We start from the raw sequence: 17249 nt of genomic DNA, 5'->3' as shown, positions 1-17249 counted from the left end.
GTGAACGGAAAATGAACTCGGGGCAGGTGATTCAGGCCATCGTCGGCAACGTCACCCGGACGACCTCGCCGGAGTCGTCCCGGTCGACGCGGAGCCGCTGCCCGAGCCGGAGCAGCCGCAACCCCGAGGCGTCGAACGCCCGGGCCGGGAAGGCCAGTTCGGTGCCGTCGTCCAGGAGCAGCACGCCGCTGCGGGTCGACGCGTCGAAGGTCGCCACCGTGCCCTGCATGCCAGCACCGTACACCCGCAAGGTCAGCCGGTGGCGCTGGTGGCGCGGGCGCTGACCAGCGCGGCGGTGCGCGGGCCGAGGCCGAGGCGGGCGGCGCCGGCGAGGTCGTCGGCGGTGTCCACGTCCCGGCGCAGGGTCGGCCAGGCGCCGACCAGGGGCAGCGCCCCGCCGGCCGCGTGCGCGGCGGCCGAGCCGACCCCGAAGCGGGGCGCAAGCGGCACCCCGGCCGGCGCCGTGAGCAGCACCGTGCCGCTGCCGGGGGCGTCGGCCACGAAGCGGCGTACCCCCGGCGGCGCGGCGGCGGCCCGCAGCGCCGCCGCCAGCTCGACCGGGCGCAGCGCCGGCAGGTCGGCGGTGAGCGCGGCGACGGGGGCGTGCGGGCCGGCGAGCGCGGCGCCGTGCCGGAAGGCGGCGTTCAGCCCGGCGTCCGGGGCGTCCGGCACGGTCCGCGCGCCGGCCGCGCGCAGCTCCGCGCCGACCCGCGGGTCGTCGGTCACCACCAGGACCTCGGCCACCACCGGGCACGCCCGCACCGCGCGGACCGTGTCGGCCGCCAGGGCCAGCGCCAGCTCCTCATGGGGTACGCCGGGCAGCGCGCCCCGCAGGCGGCTCTTCGCCACCTCGAGGCGCTTCACCGGCACCACCACGGTCCAGCTCGGCTCGGGCACGTGACAATCCTGCCAGTCGGGCGGCGGTACCCTCACTGGCCGTACCCGGGGCGAGCAGGCATGATTTCGTCGCGGGACGTGGGCGCGCGGGGTCGGGGCAGGACGAGGAGGCAGGGTGACACGGCGGAAGCTGGGATTCTGGCAACGGTTCGCCGTGGTGCTGGTCAAGCCGGTGTTGACCGTCTGGACCCGGCGCACCTGGCGCGGCGCGGAACGGCTGGGTGGCTCCGACGGCATCATCATCGTGCCCAACCACATCTCGCACGCCGACCCGCTCGTCGCCGCGCACTTCATCTACGACGCCGGCCGCTGGCCGCAGTTCCTCGGCAAGGCGAGCGTGTTCCGGGTGCCGGTGATCGGCTGGATCATCGGCAGGTGCAAGCAGATCCCGGTGGAGCGCGGCACGGTCGAGGCGGTCAAGTCGCTGGACAAGCTGGTCGCCGCGCTGGACGCGGGCGGCGCGGTGGTGATCTACCCGGAGGGGACCATCACCCGGCAGCCGGAGCTGTGGCCGATGAAGGGCAAGACCGGGGCGGCCCGGCTGGCGCTGGCCACCGGCGCGCCGGTGATCCCGGTGGCCATGTGGGGGCCGGAGCGGATGTTCGACCCGCGGACCAACCGGTTCGACGTACGGCCCCGGATCCCGGTGACCGTGGTCGCCGGTGAGCCGGTCGACCTGGAACGCTGGCGGGGCGCCACGCCCACCCGGGCGATCCTGGAGGAGATGACGGACGCCATCATGCTGCGCCTGCGCGACCTGGTCGGCGAGATCCGCGGCGGCACACCGCCGCCGCTGTGGGAACGTCCCGCCCGGACCCGGGCCGAGTCGCAGCAGGGGGAGGCCGCGTGAGCGGGCAGGTGGCCGTGCTGGGGGCGGGGTCCTGGGGGACCGCGTTCGCCAAGATCCTCGCTGACGCCGGCCGGGACGTGACGATCCTGGCCCGACGGGCGTCGGTCGCCGAGGCGATCCGGACCGGGCGGCACAACCCGGACTACCTGCCGGACGTCCGGCTGCCCGACCGGGTCACCGCCACCGGTGACGCCGAGGAGGCGATCGCCGGCGCCGAGGTGGTGGTGCTCTCCGTGCCCTCGCAGACCCTCCGCGGCAACCTGGCCGAGTGGACCTCCCACCTCGACCCGGACGCCACGCTGGTGTCGCTGATGAAGGGCATCGAGCTGGGCACCACCAAGCGGATGAGCCAGGTGATCATGGAGACCGCCGGGGTGCCCGCCGACCGGGTGGTGGTCGTCTCCGGGCCCAACCTGGCCCCCGAGATCGCCGCCGAGCAGCCCGCCGCCACGGTGGTCGCCGGCGCCGACAGCCGCCGGACCGCCCTGGTCCAGGCGTCCATCCGGACGCCGTACTTCCGCCCGTACACCAACGACGACGTGATCGGCTGCGAGCTGGGCGGGGCGGTGAAGAACGTGATCGCCCTGGCGTACGGCATCGCCACCGCGATGGGCTTCGGCGACAACACCCGGGCGATGCTGATGACCCGCGGCCTGGCCGAGACCGCCCGACTCGGCGTGGCGCTCGGCGCCGACCCGATCACCTTCGCCGGCCTGGCCGGCATGGGCGACCTGGTCGCCTCCTGCTCCTCGCCGCTGGCCCGCAACCGCACCTTCGGCGAGCACCTGGGCCGGGGTGAGACGCTGGAGCAGGCGCAGGCCGCCACCCGGCAGACCGCCGAGGGGGTGAAGAGCTGCCTGGCGATCCGCGACCTGGCCCGGGCGCACGGCGTGGAGATGCCGATCACCGAACAGATCGAGCGGATCTGCCACGAGGGGATGGACCCGCGGCTCGCCGTGGACGCCCTGATGAGCCGGACCGCCAAGCCCGAGTCGTACGAGTGAGGCGTCGATGACCGACCTGGGAGACGGCACCCGCTGCGTGCACGCCGGGCTGCCCACACCGACACCGGGGGAGCCGTTCCTGCCGGGGCCGGTCTTCGCCGCGCCGTACCACCTGGACCCGTGGCAGGGGCCGGCGGCGACACCGAACGGCTACGGCCGGCCGGACAACCCGACCCGCCGGCTGCTGGAGGCGGCCATCGGCGAGCTGGAGGGCGGTGACTGCCGGGTCTTCGCCAGCGGTCAGGCGGCCATCACCGGGCTGCTGCTGGCGCTGCTGCGCCCCGGGGACACCGTGCTGCTCCCCGCCGACGGCTACTTCCCCGTCCGGGCCTTCGCCACCGCCACCCTGGAGGGCATCGGCGTCCGGGTCGGCTTCGTGCCGACCGCCGGGCCGTACCCGTCGTTCTCCGGCGTCCGGCTGGTGCTGCTGGAGACCCCGGCGAACCCGGGCCTGGACGTGGTCGACGTGGCGGCCCTCGCCGAGCGGGCGCACGCCGCGGGCGCCCTCGTCGCGGTCGACAACACCACCGCCACCCCGCTCGGGCAGCGGCCCCTGGAGCTGGGTGCGGACGTGGTGGTCGCCTCCGGCACCAAGGCGCTGACCGGGCACTCCGACCTGCTGCTCGGTTACGTCGCCACCCGCTCGGCGGAGCTGCTGGAGCCGGTGACCGCGTGGCGGACCACCACCGGCGCGGTGCCGGGCGCGTTCGACGCCTGGCTGGCCCACCGGTCGCTGGCGACCATGGACCTGCGGCTGGCCCGCCAGTCGGCCAACGCCGAGGCGGTCGCCCGACTGCTCGCCGGGCGTGCCGACGTGACCGGCCTGCGCTGGCCGGGGCTGCCGACCGACCCGGCGTACCCGGTGGCGTCGGTCCAGATGCGACGGATGCCCGGGGTGCTCTCGTTCGACCTGGGGGACGCCGACCGGGTGGCCCGGTTCCTCGACGCCGCGCGGCTGGTCGCCGCCGCCACCTCCTTCGGCGGCCTGCACACCACCGCCGACCGGCGGGCCCAGTGGGGGGACGACACCGCGCCGGGCTTCGTCCGGCTCTCCTGCGGCATCGAGGACCCGGCCGACCTGGTGGCCGACCTCGTCGCCGCGCTGGACGCCAGCCGGGCCTGACGGGCGGCGGTCGGGCTGACCGCTGCGTTATCGTGAGCGCGGCCCCGAGCCACCGGCCCGTACGGGCCCTCGACCGGAGGAGGTGAGACCGATCCAGCAGACAGGACCGGCGCTCCCCTCCGCGTCCGCGTCGCCCGGGAACTAGGCGACGTCGGGAGCGCCGACCAGCGCTCCCGGAGGTTTCCCATGGCACCATCCCCCTTCTCGCCCGACCGTCCCGCCCTGGTGCGGCGGCTGCGCGCCGCCGGCTGCGTCTATGCCGAGGACGAGGCGGAGCTGCTGATCGCCGCCGCCGACTCGGCCGCGTCGCTGACCCGGCTGACCGACCAGCGGGTCGCCGGCCTGCCGCTGGAACACCTGCTGGGCTGGGCCGAGTTCTGCGGCCTGCGGGTCGCCGTCGACCCGGGCGTCTTCGTGCCCCGGGGGCGGACCGCCCTGCTGGTCGCCGCCGCCACGGCGGTCGCCGGTCCCGCGCCCGCCGTACTGGACCTCTGTTGCGGCTCCGGCGCCGCGGCGCTGGTGATGCACGGGCGGCTGGCGCCCCGCTGGCTGGCCGCCGCCGACATCGACCCGGCGGCGGTGGCCTGCGCCCGGCGCAACCTCGCCCCGCTGGGCGTGCCGGTCTACGAGGGTGACCTCTTCGCGCCCGTCCCCGGGCAGTGGCGGGGCCGGCTCGACGTGGTGGTGGCGAACGCCCCGTACGTGCCGACGGAGGCGGTGTCGCTGATGCCGCCCGAGGCCCGCCTGCACGAGGCCCCGGTGGCGCTAGACGGTGGCGTGGACGGGCTGGCCGTGCTGCGCCGGGTCGCCGACCAGGCGGTGGGCTGGCTCGCCCCGGGCGGCCACCTGGTGGTGGAGGTGAGCGACGGCCAGGTCGACGCGCTCTGCGCGGCGTTCGTCGCCCGTGGCCTGGAGCCGACGGTGAGACGCGACGAGGAGGTGGACGCCACCGCGGTCATCGCCCGCCGCCCCGGCTGACCGAGCCGGTTCGCGCGCACCGGGCCCTCCCGACGCTTTCGTCTCCAGCGTTCCCGACGCCCCAGCCCCGGTGTTGCTGGCTCCCGGTGCTTTCGGCGCTGCGGCGCGGGGCGGGGCCGGTCCGCCGCCGCCGCGGTCCGACCGGGCGCGTCGGGCCCGGACGGCGGTGCGCCCGTGAGCGGTATGCCTCTGAGTCATCTTCATGCCTCAGAGTCATATTGCTCAACCGGCATGGCCCGTCCGCCGGGTGGCCGGGCGGCGGCGGGGGAGTCGTTCGGCGTGATCCGTCCGTCGGCGCAGGAGTGGCGGGGCGAGCCGGGTGTCCGACGCGTGCGGGACGGTGAACGTGGAACTAGCCTCAGGACCAGACCGGACGGGAACGGTGGGAGGTGGCGGATGGACAGCACGGGTGTGCCGGTGGTGGTCGGTCTCGACAACGGGGGGACCAGCAACAACGCCACCGTGTTGACCGTCGAGGGCCGGTTCCTGGTGGACGGCCTGGTGGAGACTCCCAGCGAGGTGCGGGCCGGCCCGGAGGCGGCGATCGAGGCGCTGGCCCGCGCGCTGGACGGCGTACTGGCGGTGACCGGCGTGCCGCGCGAGCTGGTCCGCGCGGTCGGGCTGGACACGCCCGGTCCGGCGAGCGCCACCGGGGTGATCTCGTCCCGCGGCTCCACCAACTTCTCCCAGCCGGCCTGGCGCGGGTACGACGTGCGGGGCGCGTTGGAACGCCGGCTCGGCCTGCCGGTGATCTATCACAACGACGGCAACGCCGCCGCCCTCTACGCCCACCACGTCCATTTCGGCGCCGACGCGATGCGCCGCTCCTCGGTGTCCGCCATCGTCGGCACCGGCCTGGGTGGCGGGGTGGTCGAGGACGGCCGGGTGGTGACCGGCGCCGCCGGGATGGCCGGCGAGTTCGGGCACGTGCACATCCCGCTGGACGGGCTGCTGGCCCCGGGTCAGCCGGTGCCGACCTGCGCGTGCGGCTTCGCCGGGGATGCGGAGAGCGTCGCCTCGCTGACCGCGATCGAGCGGAACCTGCTGCCGTACTGGCTGGGTCGGTATCCCGGGCATCCGCTGGCCGCCGAGGAGCCGGCCCGGGCGGCGAAGCTCGTCCGCGGGTACGGCGAGCGCGGCGACGGCCTGGCCCGGGAGGTCTTCACCCAGCAGGCGACCGCGTTGGGTCGGCTCTTCACGATCGCCGCCAACTTCACCGACCCGCACGCGTACTTCGTCGGCGGTGGGGTGGTGGAGGCGGCGCCGGAGTTCCGGGACTGGTTCCTCGCCACGGTGCGGGAGCACACGGTGCTGCGGGCCGAGCAGGCCGCGGTGGCCGCCTTCGCCCTGGTGCCCGAGCGAGACATGGCCGGCGCGCGCGGAGTGGCCATCGCGGCGCTGGAGACGCTGCGGGCCGACGCCCCGGCCGGCCCGCTGATGGCCGGCTGACCGCCGGCCGGCACCACCTTCGCGCCACCGTCCGGCCGGCGCCGCCCTCGCGCCACCGTCCGGCGCGGCGCCCGCCCCTGCGCCGCCCGGCCAGCGCGGCACCGCCCGAGCGCCCCCGGCCGGCCCGCTGGCCGGCCGGTACCCGGTGTGGGGTCAGGGGCGAGGCGGGGCGTCGGCGAAGGACGCCCAGGCGGCCGGGGTGAAGCGCAGCGTCGGGCCGCCGGGGTCCTTGGAGTCGCGGACCGCCACGGCGCCGGGCAGCACGGCCATCTCGACGCAGGCACCCTCGTCGCCGCTGTGGCTGCTCTTGCGCCAGGCGACCGGCTCCGGCTGCGGGCTCGTCGTGGGGGTCATCGGTACTACCGTCCCTTCAGGAGTTGGGCGAGCTGGTCCCGACTGGCCGCCGGGCTGAGCGCGACGGTCCGCAGGTGCTCCATGATCTTGGTGCAGGTACGCAGGTCGCCCGGCCGGTCGAGGACCATCTGCCCGGCGACCGTCTCGACCGAGGCGATGATCGGGTCCTCCGGGTCGGCGAACTCCAGGATGTGCAGCGAGCCGCGGGTGCCCCGGTGGTATCCGGCGGCGAGCGGGATCACCTGGACGGTGATGTTCGGCAGCTCGCCCATCTTGAGCAGGTGCCGCAGCTGCCCCTCCATGACGCTGCGGTCACCCACCGGGCGCAGCAGCGCGCCCTCGTCGATGATCGCGTCCAGGATCGGCGGGTCGTCCGAGGTGAGCCGCTGCTGACGGTCGAGGCGGAGGTGGACCCGCTGCTCGACCTGGTCGTCGCTGAGGGTGTGCGGTCCGCCGCGCATGACGCCCCGGATGTAGTCCGCGGTCTGGAGCAGGCCGGGCACCACCGACGGTTCGAAGTTCGCGATGCCGGTGGCCTCCGCCTCCAGGGCGATGAAGTCGATGGTGCGCCGGTCCAGCAGGTAGGAGTAGGAGACCCACCAGCCGGGCTTGCGGGCGTCCTTGGCGAGCTGCACCGCCGCCGCCACCTCGTCGGCGCCCACCCCGTAGAGGGTGAGCAGCGCGCGGACGGTGGCGGGGTTGACCAGGGTCTGCGCGTTCTCGTAGCGGGACAGGGTGCTGCGGGTGCTGTTGATCTCGTCGGCGGCCGCCTCCAGGGTCAGGCCGGCGGCTTCCCGGTGGGTACGCAGGGCGATGCCGAGCCGTCGGGCCCGGGCCGTCTTCGGAGCCATGCATCGATGGTCGCACATAAACGGGAACTCGGGCATGAGAGAACATCGATGAGAGTTGCATTCACGCGTGTCCACCTGTCAATCTGTGACCAGGTCCTCACCGCCGGTTGTCGTGGCGACGGTGGTGGTGGGCGACCGGAGGGGATGGGGCGCGCGGCGATCGGGTTTTACTCCCCCAAGACCTGATCGCCGCGTGCCCTGCCATCGCCGAGCGACGGAAGGGGCGCGCATGACGTCGACCGGAGCCCGTACCCGGAGATCCGGGTCCGCGCCCCTCCGCCCGGCCCGAGGTGGCCGGCGGTGACCCGGTTCCTCGTGGTGCTCACCGACGTCCGGCCCGTCGAGGCGCTGAACCGCAACGAACGGACCAGCCCCGAGCGCCGCCGCCAGGTGGTCGGGGCGAACAGCCGGGAGGCCGCCGACCGGATCGCGGGTGCCTTCATGGCCCTGGGCATGGTCCGGGCCGGCCGGCAGCGGGTGAAGGTGATCGCCGTGGGCCGCCGCCCCAAGGACCCGGAAACGCTGGTGTGAGCCCGTCGCCGACGGTCGGCGCGCTCCCCGCCGCCGTCGGCGACGCCCGGGTCAGAGCAGCTTGCGCCGCTTCAGGTAGGCCACCAGGTCGTCGTAGACGCCCCCCTCGTTGGCGAACATCGCCACGTTGCGGGCGGTGGAGAGCCACGGCCGGGTGGAGGGGCGGACCTCCTTCAACGCCCGCTCCAGGTCCCGCTGCTCGATCATCCGTACCTCGCCGGTGCGGACCGAGTCGGCCATCGCGAACTCGGCGGCCGTCTCGCAGAGGTGGGCCAGGTCGGCACCGGAATAGTCTTCGGTCTTCGCGACGACCTTGCGCAGGTCGATGTTGGCGATCGGCCGCTCCCGCAGGTGGTACTCCAGGATCGCCGCGCGGGCCTCGGCGTCCGGCGGCAGCACCAGCACCACCCGGTCCAGCCGCCCCGGGCGGCGCAGCGCCGGGTCCACGTCCCACGGGGTGTTGGTCGCGGCGAGCACGAAGACCCCCTCGTTGCTGCCCTCCATGCCGTCCAGCTCGGCCAGGAGCTGGTTGCCGAGCGTCCGCATCGAACTGGAGCCCATCTGGGAACGCTTGTGGCCCAGCGCGTCGACCTCGTCGAGGAAGAGCACGCAGGGGGCGTTGCGGCGGGCCGCCTCGAACAGCTCGTGCAGGTTGCGTTCCGAGTTGCCGATCCACATGTCCAGCACGTCGACGATCGACAGGGAGAGGAACTTCGCGCCCATCTCGCCGGCCACCGCGCGGGCCAGGAAGGTCTTGCCGCAGCCGGGCGGGCCGTAGAGCATCAGCCCGCCGCGCAGGCTCTTGCCGTACATCCGGCGCAGCTCCGGGTTGCGCAGCGGGCCGAGGAAGGCCAGCTCCAGCCGCTCCTTCACGGCCGTCATGCCGCCCACGTCGGCCAGCCGGACCGCGCTGGTCTCGACGTCGTACACCCGGTCGGCCTCGCCGGTCACCGGCTCCGGTTCGTCGCCGGCCCGGGCGAAACGCGGCGGCACGACGTCGGCCAGCTCCTGCTCGTAGGCGGCCAGCGGGTCGTCGCCGCCCGGCGTCGGACCGGCCGGCGCCGGCCGCGCCGGTGCCGCCTTCCCGGGTACGGGGGCACCGAGCGCCCGCTGCATCAGCGTCTGCGCCTGCGGGTTGCCCGGATCCCGGGCGAGCGCCTGCCCGATCTGGGCGATCGCCTCCCCGCCCCGGTCGGCGTCCAGCAGCAGACCGGCCAGGTGCAGGCGCAGCGGCAGGTCGTCCGGGCGGGCGTCGAGGGCGGCCAGCAGGCTGTCGATGAGGGGATCGGGGCTCATAGGACGAGCAGCGTAGTGGGCCACCATCCGGTTCCGCTCACCCTCGTGCCGCCGTCGGTGGCGGTGCCGGACGTCGGCCCCGCAGTCGGCTCCGGCCCTCGTGGACGGCCAGCCCGGCCCGGTGTCCGAGCCGCACCAGGACGGCCCGGAGCTGACGGGCCAGCAGGTTGCGCAGCCGGACCGCGAGGGTGACGGCGGTGAGCGTGAGCGCGAGCTGGCCGCTCGCCTCGGCCGCGCCGTCGGCGGACGGAGGACAGGCGCCGACGGTCAACGCGACCGTGGCCGCCAGCACCAGCACCGGCCGGAGCGCCACCGCCGCGGACCGCCGTTCGGCGCGCAGCCGCCATCGGACGGCCGCCGGCTGCCGCCGCCACGCCCGGCGGCAGAGCAGGCCGGGGTGGTCGCCGGTCCGGCCCCGGCAGTACGCCAGCGTGCAGAGCGCCTCGACGTCGTCCGGCCGGTCGGTCAGCACAGAGATCAATTCGGCCGTGGCGTCGTCCCACCGGCCGATCTCCCGCAACGCGCGGGCCCGCCCGATGCCCCGGTCGACGGTCTCCGTGACACACCTCCGCTGTCCGACGCCACCCTGGGGCGGCGACGTCCGGCAGGAACATCCGGTTACTCCCCGTATATGTGTCGCTGACCGGTTGCGTCGGGTGCGCCTCTGTCGCCGGGTATCGGCATCGGCCGCCCGCCACGCACAGTAAGGTCAACCGGGTGAGCGCCACCGGCGAGCACGGCCAGCCGCAGTCGCGAACGAAGAGGTGACCTCCAGTGACCACCCCAGGCAAGACCCGTGTGGCGATCGTTTTCGGCGGCCGCAGCCCCGAGCACGGCATCTCCTGCGTCAGTGCCGGCAGCGTGCTCGGCGCCCTCGACCCGGACGAGTTCGAGGTGGTGCCGGTCGGCATCACCCGGACCGGCCAGTGGGTGCTGACCAGCGGTGACCCGGCCCAGCTCGCGATCCAGGCCCGGAAGCTGCCGGAGATCACCGCGAGCGCCGGCACCGAGGTGCTGCTGCGCGCCGAGCCGAATTCGGGCGGCCTGATGGTGCTCGACCCGACCGAGGGCCCCCGGGCGCTGGCCGACGTGGACGTCGTCTTCCCCGTGCTGCACGGCGCGTACGGCGAGGACGGCACCATCCAGGGCATGCTGGAGATGGCCGACATCCCGTACGTGGGGGCGAACGTGTTCGCCTCGGCGGCGGCGATGGACAAGGAGTTCACCAAGAAGCTCTGCGCCGTCGAGGGCATCCCGGTCGGCCCGTACGCGGTGCTGCGCAACGGGATGACGCTGGGCGAACAGGAGAAGGAGCGGCTCGGGCTGCCCGTCTTCGTCAAGCCGTCCCGGGCCGGCTCGTCCTTCGGCATCACCAAGGTCGACGACTGGTCCCAGCTCGACGCGGCCGTCGCGACGGCCCGGGAGATCGACACCAAGGTGCTGGTGGAGGCCGCGATCGTCGGGCGCGAGATCGAGTGCGGCGTGCTGGAGGGGGAGGCCGGCGGCGCCCCCGAGGCGTCGGTGCTGGCCGAGGTGCGGGTGGTCTCCGGCCACGACTGGTACGACTTCGAGGCCAAGTACATCGACGACGCCTGCGAGTACGACATCCCAGCGAACCTGCCCGAGGCGGTCACCCGCCAGGTGCGCGAGTACGCCACCCGGGCGTTCACCGCGCTGGACTGCTCCGGCCTCGCCCGGGTCGACTTCTTCGTCACCCCGCAGAACGAGGTCTACCTCAACGAGATCAACACGATGCCCGGCTTCACCCCGACGTCGATGTTCCCCCGGATGTGGGCCGCCAGCGGCCTGGAATACCCCAAGCTCGTCAACCGCCTCATCCGCACCGCCCTCCGCCGCGACACCGCCCCCCGCTGACCGCGCCCCTGCTCCACCAACCGCTCAGATTCACGGAAAGAGTGGCCATCTCCGCTGGGGAGGCCACTCTTTCCGGGAAACTGCGCCTCAGGCACGGCCTGCGGTGGCGGGTGGTGGGTCAGGGGGTGCAGCCGGACGGGGCCGACTTCGACGAGGGGACGGCGGAGACCACGGCGTCGGAGATCGGGGCGGCCCACTGGAGGGGCTGGGCGTACTGCCGGGGGATCCGGACCCGGACCGGGGTCTCCCGGTCGACCGTGGTCAGCACCGTCGCGTCGGCCTCCTCGACGGGGTGCCAGCAGACCTTGTTGACCGTCCACACCTCGTCGGTCTTCTCGAACACCGGCGGCGTGACGCCGCAGGAGACGGTCAGCGCCGGGTCGCCGTACGCGGCGTTCTGCTCGGGACCCGCGGTGACCGGGCGCTGCCTCAGGTCACGCAGGCTGTCGGGAAGCTGGGACACCAGGGCCCGGCAGACGACGCCCGGCCGCTCGGCGAGGGTCGGCGCGGGCAGCTCCACCGGGGCGGTGGACTGCGGTCGCGCGGCGGTCGGCGAGGCGCTCGGCGCGGCGGCGGGGGAGTCCGGGGAGAGCTTCGCGAAGGTGAAGCCGGCCACGGCCACGGTGACCGGCAGGGCGATCAGCGTCGCCACCAGCGCCGCGCGGCGCGTGGTCCGGTCCCGGCCCGGGGCCGGGTCGGCCGGGCGGGACTCCGCACCAGCGGCGGGGGAAGTGATCTCGTCCACTTACAGCCGCACCACCGAACACGTGAGGGTGCGGGTGATGCCGGGCACCATCTGCACCTTGCTGACGATGAGTTTGCCCAGCTCGTCGACGGTGTTCGCCTCGGTGAGGACCACCACGTCGTACGGCCCGGTGACGGCGTCGACGCGGACCACGCCGGCCAGGTCCGCGATCAGACCGGCCACGTCACGCGCCCGCCCGACCTCCGTCTGGATGAGGATGTACGCCTGAACCACGACTCGACCTCCGTCCGTCGCCGCCCTCGGGCGGCCCGAAGGGTGAAACTACCTTACGGAGCAGGGCTGATCCCTATCGGTCGTCGGTCGGACGCGGTGAGCGAGCACACTCCCGGCCCGGGCGGGACGGGAAGACGATCATGATTGAGCGCGACGAGGAGACACGATGACGGTCGCGGGTGTCGGCGAGTTCGGACTGATCGACCGGGTCACCGCCCGGCTGACGTACGGGGAGAGTTGCCTGCTCGGCCCCGGCGACGACGGCGCGGTCGTGGCGGCACCGGACGGCCGGGTGGTGGCCTCGACCGACGTGCTGGTCGAGGGGCGGCACTTCCGGCGGGACTGGTCCGGCGCGCGGGACGTCGGGCACCGCGCCGCGGCGGCGAACCTGGCCGACATCACCGCGATGGGCGCCACCCCGACCGCCCTGCTGGTCGCCCTCTGCATGCCCGCCGAGCTGGAGACGAGCTGGGCCGAGGAGCTGGCCGACGGGCTCGGCGCGGAGGCCGCCAAGGTCGGCGCGAGCGTGGTCGGCGGGGACATGTCGGCCAGCCCCACCCTCACCATCGCCGTCACCGCCCTCGGCGACCTGGCGGACCGGGCCCCGGTGGTCCGCTCCGGCGCGCAGCCCGGCGACGTGGTGGCCCTGGCCGGCCGCACCGGCTGGGCGGCGGCCGGGTACACCGTGCTGACCCGGGGGTTCCGCACGCCCCGGCTGCTGGTCGAGGCGTTCCGCCGGCCCGAGGTGCCGTACGCCGCCGGACCGCACGCCGCCCGGCTCGGCGCCACCTCGATGATCGACGTGTCGGACGGGCTGCTGGCCGACCTCGGACACGTGGCGAAGGCCAGCGGAGTCGCGATCGACCTGCACCGGGACGCCTTCGAGGTGCCCCGGCAGATGCGGGACGCCGCGCAGGCGCTCGGCGTCGACCCGTACACCTGGATCCTCGGCGGTGGCGACGACCACGCGCTGGCCGCGACCTTCCCCCGCTCGGTGGCCCTGCCCGCCGAGTGGCGGCCGGTCGGCCGGGTAACGGACGGCGCCGGGGTGACCGTGGACGGCGCCGCGTACGACGGGCCGGCCGGCTGGGACCACTTCCGCTGAACCGGGCCGGACTCCGGTCCGGCTGACCGTCTGGTCGTTCGCCGTGGTGCCGGACACCCGGCGGACGCAGTGACGGACGACCGAACGGGGACGGCCGCGGTCGTGCTCTTCGCTGGTGAGCCTCAGCCTGCGGCGGCGGTGACGGCGCGGTCGGCGCCGAGCAGGGTGTCGCCCGCCGCCGTCCGGCGGTAGTAGACCAGCGCGCCTTCCCGGAACCGGGTCACCATGCCGGCCCGCAGCAGCACGCCCAGGTGGTACGAGACGGTCGCCGGGGCCAGGGTGTGCCGTCGGCTCAGCTCGCCGGTCGAGCGGGGCACGCTCAGGTCGGCCAGCAGCTCGGCCCGGCTGCGGCCGACCAGCCCGGGGGTCGCCGGCCGCGGTCCGGTCGGGACGGGTACCCCCTGGGCCGGATACATCAGCACGCCCTCGCGCGGCCGGTGGAACTGCTTGAAGAAGAGCGGCCAGCCCAGCACCGAGGGAACCAGCACCAGTTGGCCGGCGGTGAACATCAGCTCGGTCCCGCCCGGTCGGTGCACCTCCAGCCGCCCGTCCCGCCAGCGGACGTCCGGGTGCAGCGAACTCAGCAGGCCGGCCACGCCCTGCCGGCCCATCAGCTCCGACCGGCGGGCGATATCGGCCTCCAGGACCGACTCCAGCGCCGACCACTCGTCGGCCAGGGCGGCCCGCCAGAACTGCCACATGCCGTTCGCCGCCCGGGCGCCGAAGGTGCCCGCCTGCACCGCGTCGCGGACCGGCGGGGGTGCCGCGGTGAACTGGAACACCTCGCCCAGCTGTGCCTCCACCACCTCGGGGGCGGTCGCGGCGAGGGCCTCCAGTTGGCGGCGCAGGGCCTGCTTGGGCGGTCCCGGTTCGTATTCCGGGGTCAGCAGGTCGGGGATGACGGCACAGGTGTCGTTCGGCAGCACGGCCGCGAGCAGGGCCACGTCGGGGTGTCGCAGCGCGCTCCGGGCCCGCGGTCCGGTGGGACCGGCGCTCGGGTGGGGGCGGCCGGTGGCCGCGTACCAGAGCCATTCCACGGCCTCGAACGCCGGTGAGGCGCCCAGCCGGACGCCGGCCAACGTGGCGGCGTCAAGTTCCACGGTGAACATGAATGACGACGATAAATTCCAACGGTCACCGGAAATGACAGATATCCGACTCTGCGTCGGCGTCCCCCGTCACATTTTCACGGGGGTATTCGAACCAGTTCGAATCTCTCGTCCGGCATGCCGCGCGCTCAATACGTTCCCCTCGTCACCGATCTCCACGAGGGGGAGAGATGGACCGCAGGCAGTCCAGCAGCGCGAGCGTGCCGTGGTGGGCAGGGACGCGTGACCCGCCCCGGCCGCCCGGAGCCACCCGCCTCCGGGCGGCACCGCGCCGCCCCGTCCGACCATTCGAAAAGCGATTCCCCGAGGAGGAAATCGTGCGCACGTCAACAATTTCTCCGGTACTGCGCCGGGCCGCCCGCGCCGCGCTGGCGGTGGCCGTCGCCGGCCTGGGCGCCGTCGCCGTCGCCGCACCCACCCCCGCCCAGGCCTCCACCGCCGGTGGCCCGATCAGCCGCGGCGAGATCCTGGACCGGGCGCAGTACTGGGTCGACCAGGGGATCACCTACGACACCAACGCCCTCACGGCGGGACCGGACGGCGGGTCGTACCGGCGGGACTGCTCCGGGCTGGTCTCGATGGCCTGGCACCTGACCAGCAACTACAACACCACCGCCTTCCAGCAGCTCGACGGCAGCCACCCGTGGCACGCCCTCGGCAGCCTCGGCGACCTCCAGCCGGGCGACGCGATCGTCCGGACCGGTCACATGGAGCTCTTCGCCCGCTGGAAGTCCGTCGCCGACCACAGCCAGGGGGCGTACGTCTACTCGTTCAACCAGACCGGGGAGACCGTGCGGAACCCCGACGCGGTCAGCAACTTCGGCAACATCGGCTTCGACAGCTACTCCGACCTCACCACCTACACCCCGATCCGGTACGACCACGTCGTCGGCACCGCCTCGTACTCGGGGGACGGGTTGGCGGACCTGCAGACGGTGAACACCTCGACCGGGGTGATCAACCACTTCCGTAACATCTCGCCGGGCAACTGGGCGCCGGTGGCCGCCGTCGGCAGCGGCTGGGCGGGTGCCGACCCGAACCGGCTGCACTGGGCCGACATGAACGGCGACGGCCGGTCCGACCTGGTCGTTGCGGGCTCCGACGGCGTGATCAAGCTCTACCCGAACCTGGGGCAGGGCACCTGGGGTACGACCGTGGCGATCGGCAGCGGTTGGGGTGCCGCCGACCCGCGGGCGATGTACTTCGCCGACATGAACGGTGACGGCCTGGCCGACCTGGTGTTCGTGAACACCTCGACGGGGCTGATCTCGTACTACCGCAACATCTCGCCGGGCAACTGGGCGTCGGTGGCGACCATCGGCAGCGGCTGGGCCGGTGCCGACCCGAACCGGCTCTCCTTCGCCGACATGAACGGTGACGGCCGGGCCGACCTGCTCTCCGTGGAGTCGGGCGGTCTGGTCAAGCTGTACCCGAACAACGGACCGGGCACCTGGGGCACCACCGTGGCGATCGGCAGCGGCTGGGGTGCCGCCGACCCGCGGGCGATGTACTTCGCCGACATGAACGGCGACGGCCAGGCCGACCTGGTGTTCGTGAACACCTCGACGGGGCTGATCTCGTACTACCGCAACATCTCGCCGGGCAACTGGGCGTCGGTGGCGACCATCGGCAGCGGCTGGGGTGGCGCGAACCCGGACACCCTGTACTTCGGCTGACCCACCTCGTCGCCCCCGCCGGGAACCTCCGGCGGGGGCGACCTTCGAGTACGCCGGGAGGCGTACGCCACGTCCCGCCCCGCAGGCCAGGGCGCGGGCGGCGCCGGTCGTATCGTGGTCCGGTGAGTGAGATCGAGATCCACGCCGTACGCTTCGACTCGCCGGTGGCCCAGGCGCTGATCCGGGCGGCCCTGGCCGACCTGGGCCAGCGGTACGGCGGCAGCGGCGACGAGACGCCGATCGACGCGAGCGAGTTCGTGCCGCCCGCCGGCGCGTTCCTGGTGGCCCACCTCGGCGGCGAGCCGGTGGGCTGCGGCGGCTGGCGCAGCCACGGCGACGACGGCGAGACGGCCGAGCTGAAGCGGATGTACACCAGCCCGGCGGCCCGGGGCCGGGGCGTGGCCCGCGCGGTGCTGGCCGCGGTCGAGGAGTCCGCCCGGGACGCCGGCCGTAAGCGGATCATCCTGGAGTGCGGCGACCGGCAGCCCGAGGCGATCGCCATGTACACCGCCGGCGGCTACGAGCGGATCCCGAACTTCGGCTACTACCGCGACGAGCCCGGCTGCCTCTCCTTCGGCCGCCCCCTCTGACCCTCCACCCGTCGCGCGCCTCGCGCATCAGGATCGTGCCCGATCCGGGAAACAGTGGCCTCGTCCGGTGGGGGAGGCCACTGTTTCTTTGCTCGGGCACGATCCTGTGGTGGGTGCCCGCGACGATCGCGGACCCGCGATGATCGCGGAACGTTCGGCGGACACGACAGCACCGGCGGACCGTGACGGTCCGCCGGTGCTGGCAGTGTTCGGGGTGGAGGCGCTACCGCGTCAGGCGCGGGTGACCTTGCCGGCCTTGATGCACGAGGTGCAGACCTGCATCTTCTTGGTGTTGCCGCCACCGGCCGGGGTACGCACCGACTGGATGTTCGGGTTCCAGCGGCGGTTGGTCCGCCGGTGCGAGTGGGACACGTTGTGGCCGAAGCCCGGCCCCTTGCCACAGACGTCGCACACGCTAGCCACGGGATACTCCTGGGATTGATACGTTCATGAGGTCGCCAGCAGGCGCTGCCCGGGCAACCTGGTCAGGTTACCCGATGACCCACCGGTCCGCCCAACCGGCCTGGTCGACCCGGCTGCGGCCCGGCCCAGCGTACCGGTGCCGACGCGGCGCCGACGGTG

General features: G+C 74.1%; 20 protein-coding genes. 10 read left to right on the top strand and 10 right to left on the bottom strand.

The features are described 5' to 3' along the window. Positions 1-31: 31 nt before the first annotated feature. Entirely contained in the window at positions 32-229 is a 198-nt protein-coding gene (locus ABUL08_RS16875) for a cold-shock protein (protein WP_350930870.1), read from the bottom strand. Between the two features lie 23 nt (positions 230-252). Beyond that, positions 253-897 (bottom strand): 2-phospho-L-lactate guanylyltransferase, encoded by a 645-nt coding sequence (gene cofC / locus ABUL08_RS16870; protein ID WP_350930869.1) that lies wholly within the window; start codon positions 895-897, stop codon positions 253-255. 115 nt (positions 898-1012) lie between these two features. On the opposite strand from cofC, the gene ABUL08_RS16865 reads away from it, so the two are divergent. From ABUL08_RS16865 to ABUL08_RS16845, 5 genes are all read left to right on the top strand, one after another. Continuing rightward, positions 1013-1747: a lysophospholipid acyltransferase family protein gene (locus ABUL08_RS16865; RefSeq protein WP_350930868.1), complete on the top strand. Its 735-nt coding sequence runs from the start codon at positions 1013-1015 to the stop codon at positions 1745-1747. Then, positions 1744-2751, top strand: coding sequence for an NAD(P)H-dependent glycerol-3-phosphate dehydrogenase (locus ABUL08_RS16860; RefSeq protein WP_350930867.1), 1008 nt, complete (start codon positions 1744-1746; stop codon positions 2749-2751). Before ABUL08_RS16865 ends, ABUL08_RS16860 begins: the two co-directional genes overlap by 4 nt. A 7-nt stretch (positions 2752-2758) precedes the next feature. Continuing rightward, positions 2759-3874, top strand: coding sequence for a cystathionine gamma-lyase (locus tag ABUL08_RS16855; protein ID WP_350930866.1), 1116 nt, complete (start codon positions 2759-2761; stop codon positions 3872-3874). Between the two features lie 186 nt (positions 3875-4060). Then, on the top strand, positions 4061-4852 hold the full coding sequence (locus ABUL08_RS16850; RefSeq protein ID WP_350930865.1) for a putative protein N(5)-glutamine methyltransferase: 792 nt from the start codon (positions 4061-4063) through the stop codon (positions 4850-4852). Between the two features lie 396 nt (positions 4853-5248). After that, on the top strand, positions 5249-6301 hold the full coding sequence (locus ABUL08_RS16845) for an ROK family protein (protein ID WP_350930864.1): 1053 nt from the start codon (positions 5249-5251) through the stop codon (positions 6299-6301). A 153-nt stretch (positions 6302-6454) separates the two neighbouring features. Here ABUL08_RS16845 and ABUL08_RS16840 read toward each other — a convergent pair whose 3' ends face one another. Next, a complete protein-coding gene (locus ABUL08_RS16840) occupies positions 6455-6655 on the bottom strand; it encodes a DUF397 domain-containing protein (protein ID WP_350930863.1) in 201 nt (66 codons plus the stop codon). A 5-nt stretch (positions 6656-6660) separates the two neighbouring features. Then, positions 6661-7506 (bottom strand): helix-turn-helix domain-containing protein, encoded by an 846-nt coding sequence (locus ABUL08_RS16835; RefSeq protein ID WP_350930862.1) that lies wholly within the window; start codon positions 7504-7506, stop codon positions 6661-6663. 258 nt (positions 7507-7764) lie between these two features. Here ABUL08_RS16835 and ABUL08_RS16830 point away from each other — a divergent pair, with 258 nt between their 5' ends. Next, positions 7765-8037 (top strand): hypothetical protein, encoded by a 273-nt coding sequence (locus ABUL08_RS16830; protein WP_377521780.1) that lies wholly within the window; start codon positions 7765-7767, stop codon positions 8035-8037. Positions 8038-8088: 51 nt separating this feature from the next. On the opposite strand, the gene ABUL08_RS16825 is transcribed toward ABUL08_RS16830, so the two are convergent. After that, positions 8089-9333, bottom strand: coding sequence for an ATP-binding protein (locus ABUL08_RS16825; protein ID WP_350930860.1), 1245 nt, complete (start codon positions 9331-9333; stop codon positions 8089-8091). A gap of 37 nt (positions 9334-9370) precedes the next feature. Continuing rightward, positions 9371-9805, bottom strand: a complete 435-nt coding sequence (locus ABUL08_RS16820) for a hypothetical protein (protein ID WP_350930859.1) — start codon at positions 9803-9805, stop codon at positions 9371-9373. A gap of 302 nt (positions 9806-10107) precedes the next feature. Between ABUL08_RS16820 and ABUL08_RS16815 the strand changes: the two genes are divergently transcribed. Then, entirely contained in the window at positions 10108-11208 is a 1101-nt protein-coding gene (locus ABUL08_RS16815) for a D-alanine--D-alanine ligase family protein (protein ID WP_350930858.1), read from the top strand. Between the two features lie 118 nt (positions 11209-11326). On the opposite strand, the gene ABUL08_RS16810 is transcribed toward ABUL08_RS16815, so the two are convergent. Continuing rightward, a complete protein-coding gene (locus ABUL08_RS16810) occupies positions 11327-11953 on the bottom strand; it encodes a DUF3515 family protein (RefSeq protein WP_350930857.1) in 627 nt (208 codons plus the stop codon). Continuing rightward, a complete protein-coding gene (locus ABUL08_RS16805) occupies positions 11954-12187 on the bottom strand; it encodes an Lrp/AsnC ligand binding domain-containing protein (RefSeq protein ID WP_013284547.1) in 234 nt (77 codons plus the stop codon). It lies immediately after the preceding gene. A gap of 166 nt (positions 12188-12353) precedes the next feature. Between ABUL08_RS16805 and ABUL08_RS16800 the strand changes: the two genes are divergently transcribed. Next, complete coding sequence (locus ABUL08_RS16800; protein ID WP_350930856.1) at positions 12354-13292, top strand: thiamine-phosphate kinase; 939 nt, start codon at positions 12354-12356, stop codon at positions 13290-13292. 122 nt (positions 13293-13414) lie between these two features. On the opposite strand, the gene ABUL08_RS16795 is transcribed toward ABUL08_RS16800, so the two are convergent. Next, positions 13415-14401, bottom strand: coding sequence for a DUF5937 family protein (locus ABUL08_RS16795; RefSeq protein ID WP_350930854.1), 987 nt, complete (start codon positions 14399-14401; stop codon positions 13415-13417). A gap of 317 nt (positions 14402-14718) precedes the next feature. On the opposite strand from ABUL08_RS16795, the gene ABUL08_RS16790 reads away from it, so the two are divergent. Together ABUL08_RS16790 and ABUL08_RS16785 are read left to right on the top strand one after the other, a co-directional pair. Beyond that, on the top strand, positions 14719-16077 hold the full coding sequence (locus ABUL08_RS16790) for an FG-GAP repeat domain-containing protein (RefSeq protein WP_350930853.1): 1359 nt from the start codon (positions 14719-14721) through the stop codon (positions 16075-16077). Positions 16078-16199: 122 nt separating this feature from the next. Continuing rightward, the gene (locus ABUL08_RS16785) at positions 16200-16667 is read left to right on the top strand and encodes a GNAT family N-acetyltransferase (protein WP_350930852.1); all 468 of its coding nucleotides are present in this window, start codon (positions 16200-16202) and stop codon (positions 16665-16667) included. Between the two features lie 231 nt (positions 16668-16898). Here the strand turns inward: ABUL08_RS16785 and rpmB are convergent, their stop codons facing one another. After that, on the bottom strand, positions 16899-17090 hold the full coding sequence (rpmB, locus tag ABUL08_RS16780) for a 50S ribosomal protein L28 (RefSeq protein WP_088963534.1): 192 nt from the start codon (positions 17088-17090) through the stop codon (positions 16899-16901). Between the last annotated feature and the right edge of the window lie 159 nt (positions 17091-17249).

The sequence above is a fragment of the Micromonospora sp. CCTCC AA 2012012 genome, assembly GCF_040499845.1.
In the GTDB taxonomy this organism is placed as follows: Bacteria; Actinomycetota; Actinomycetes; order Mycobacteriales; family Micromonosporaceae; genus Micromonospora; species Micromonospora mangrovi.
Note: the sequence above shows the minus strand (reverse complement) of the source record. Positions and strands in the feature narration are given on the sequence as shown.

What these genes read in the sequence shown, in the direction of transcription:
- ABUL08_RS16835 (WP_350930862.1), bottom strand. Translation starts at nt 7,506, where the DNA reads ATGGCTCCGAAGACGGCCCGGGCCCGACGGCTCGGCATCGCCCTGCGT.
- ABUL08_RS16855 (WP_350930866.1), top strand. Translation starts at nt 2,759, where the DNA reads ATGACCGACCTGGGAGACGGCACCCGCTGCGTGCACGCCGGGCTGCCC.
- ABUL08_RS16875 (WP_350930870.1), bottom strand. Translation starts at nt 229, where the DNA reads ATGCAGGGCACGGTGGCGACCTTCGACGCGTCGACCCGCAGCGGCGTG.
- ABUL08_RS16795 (WP_350930854.1), bottom strand. Translation starts at nt 14,401, where the DNA reads ATGTTCACCGTGGAACTTGACGCCGCCACGTTGGCCGGCGTCCGGCTG.
- ABUL08_RS16845 (WP_350930864.1), top strand. Translation starts at nt 5,249, where the DNA reads ATGGACAGCACGGGTGTGCCGGTGGTGGTCGGTCTCGACAACGGGGGG.
- ABUL08_RS16840 (WP_350930863.1), bottom strand. Translation starts at nt 6,655, where the DNA reads ATGACCCCCACGACGAGCCCGCAGCCGGAGCCGGTCGCCTGGCGCAAG.
- ABUL08_RS16825 (WP_350930860.1), bottom strand. Translation starts at nt 9,333, where the DNA reads ATGAGCCCCGATCCCCTCATCGACAGCCTGCTGGCCGCCCTCGACGCC.
- ABUL08_RS16800 (WP_350930856.1), top strand. Translation starts at nt 12,354, where the DNA reads ATGACGGTCGCGGGTGTCGGCGAGTTCGGACTGATCGACCGGGTCACC.
- ABUL08_RS16850 (WP_350930865.1), top strand. Translation starts at nt 4,061, where the DNA reads ATGGCACCATCCCCCTTCTCGCCCGACCGTCCCGCCCTGGTGCGGCGG.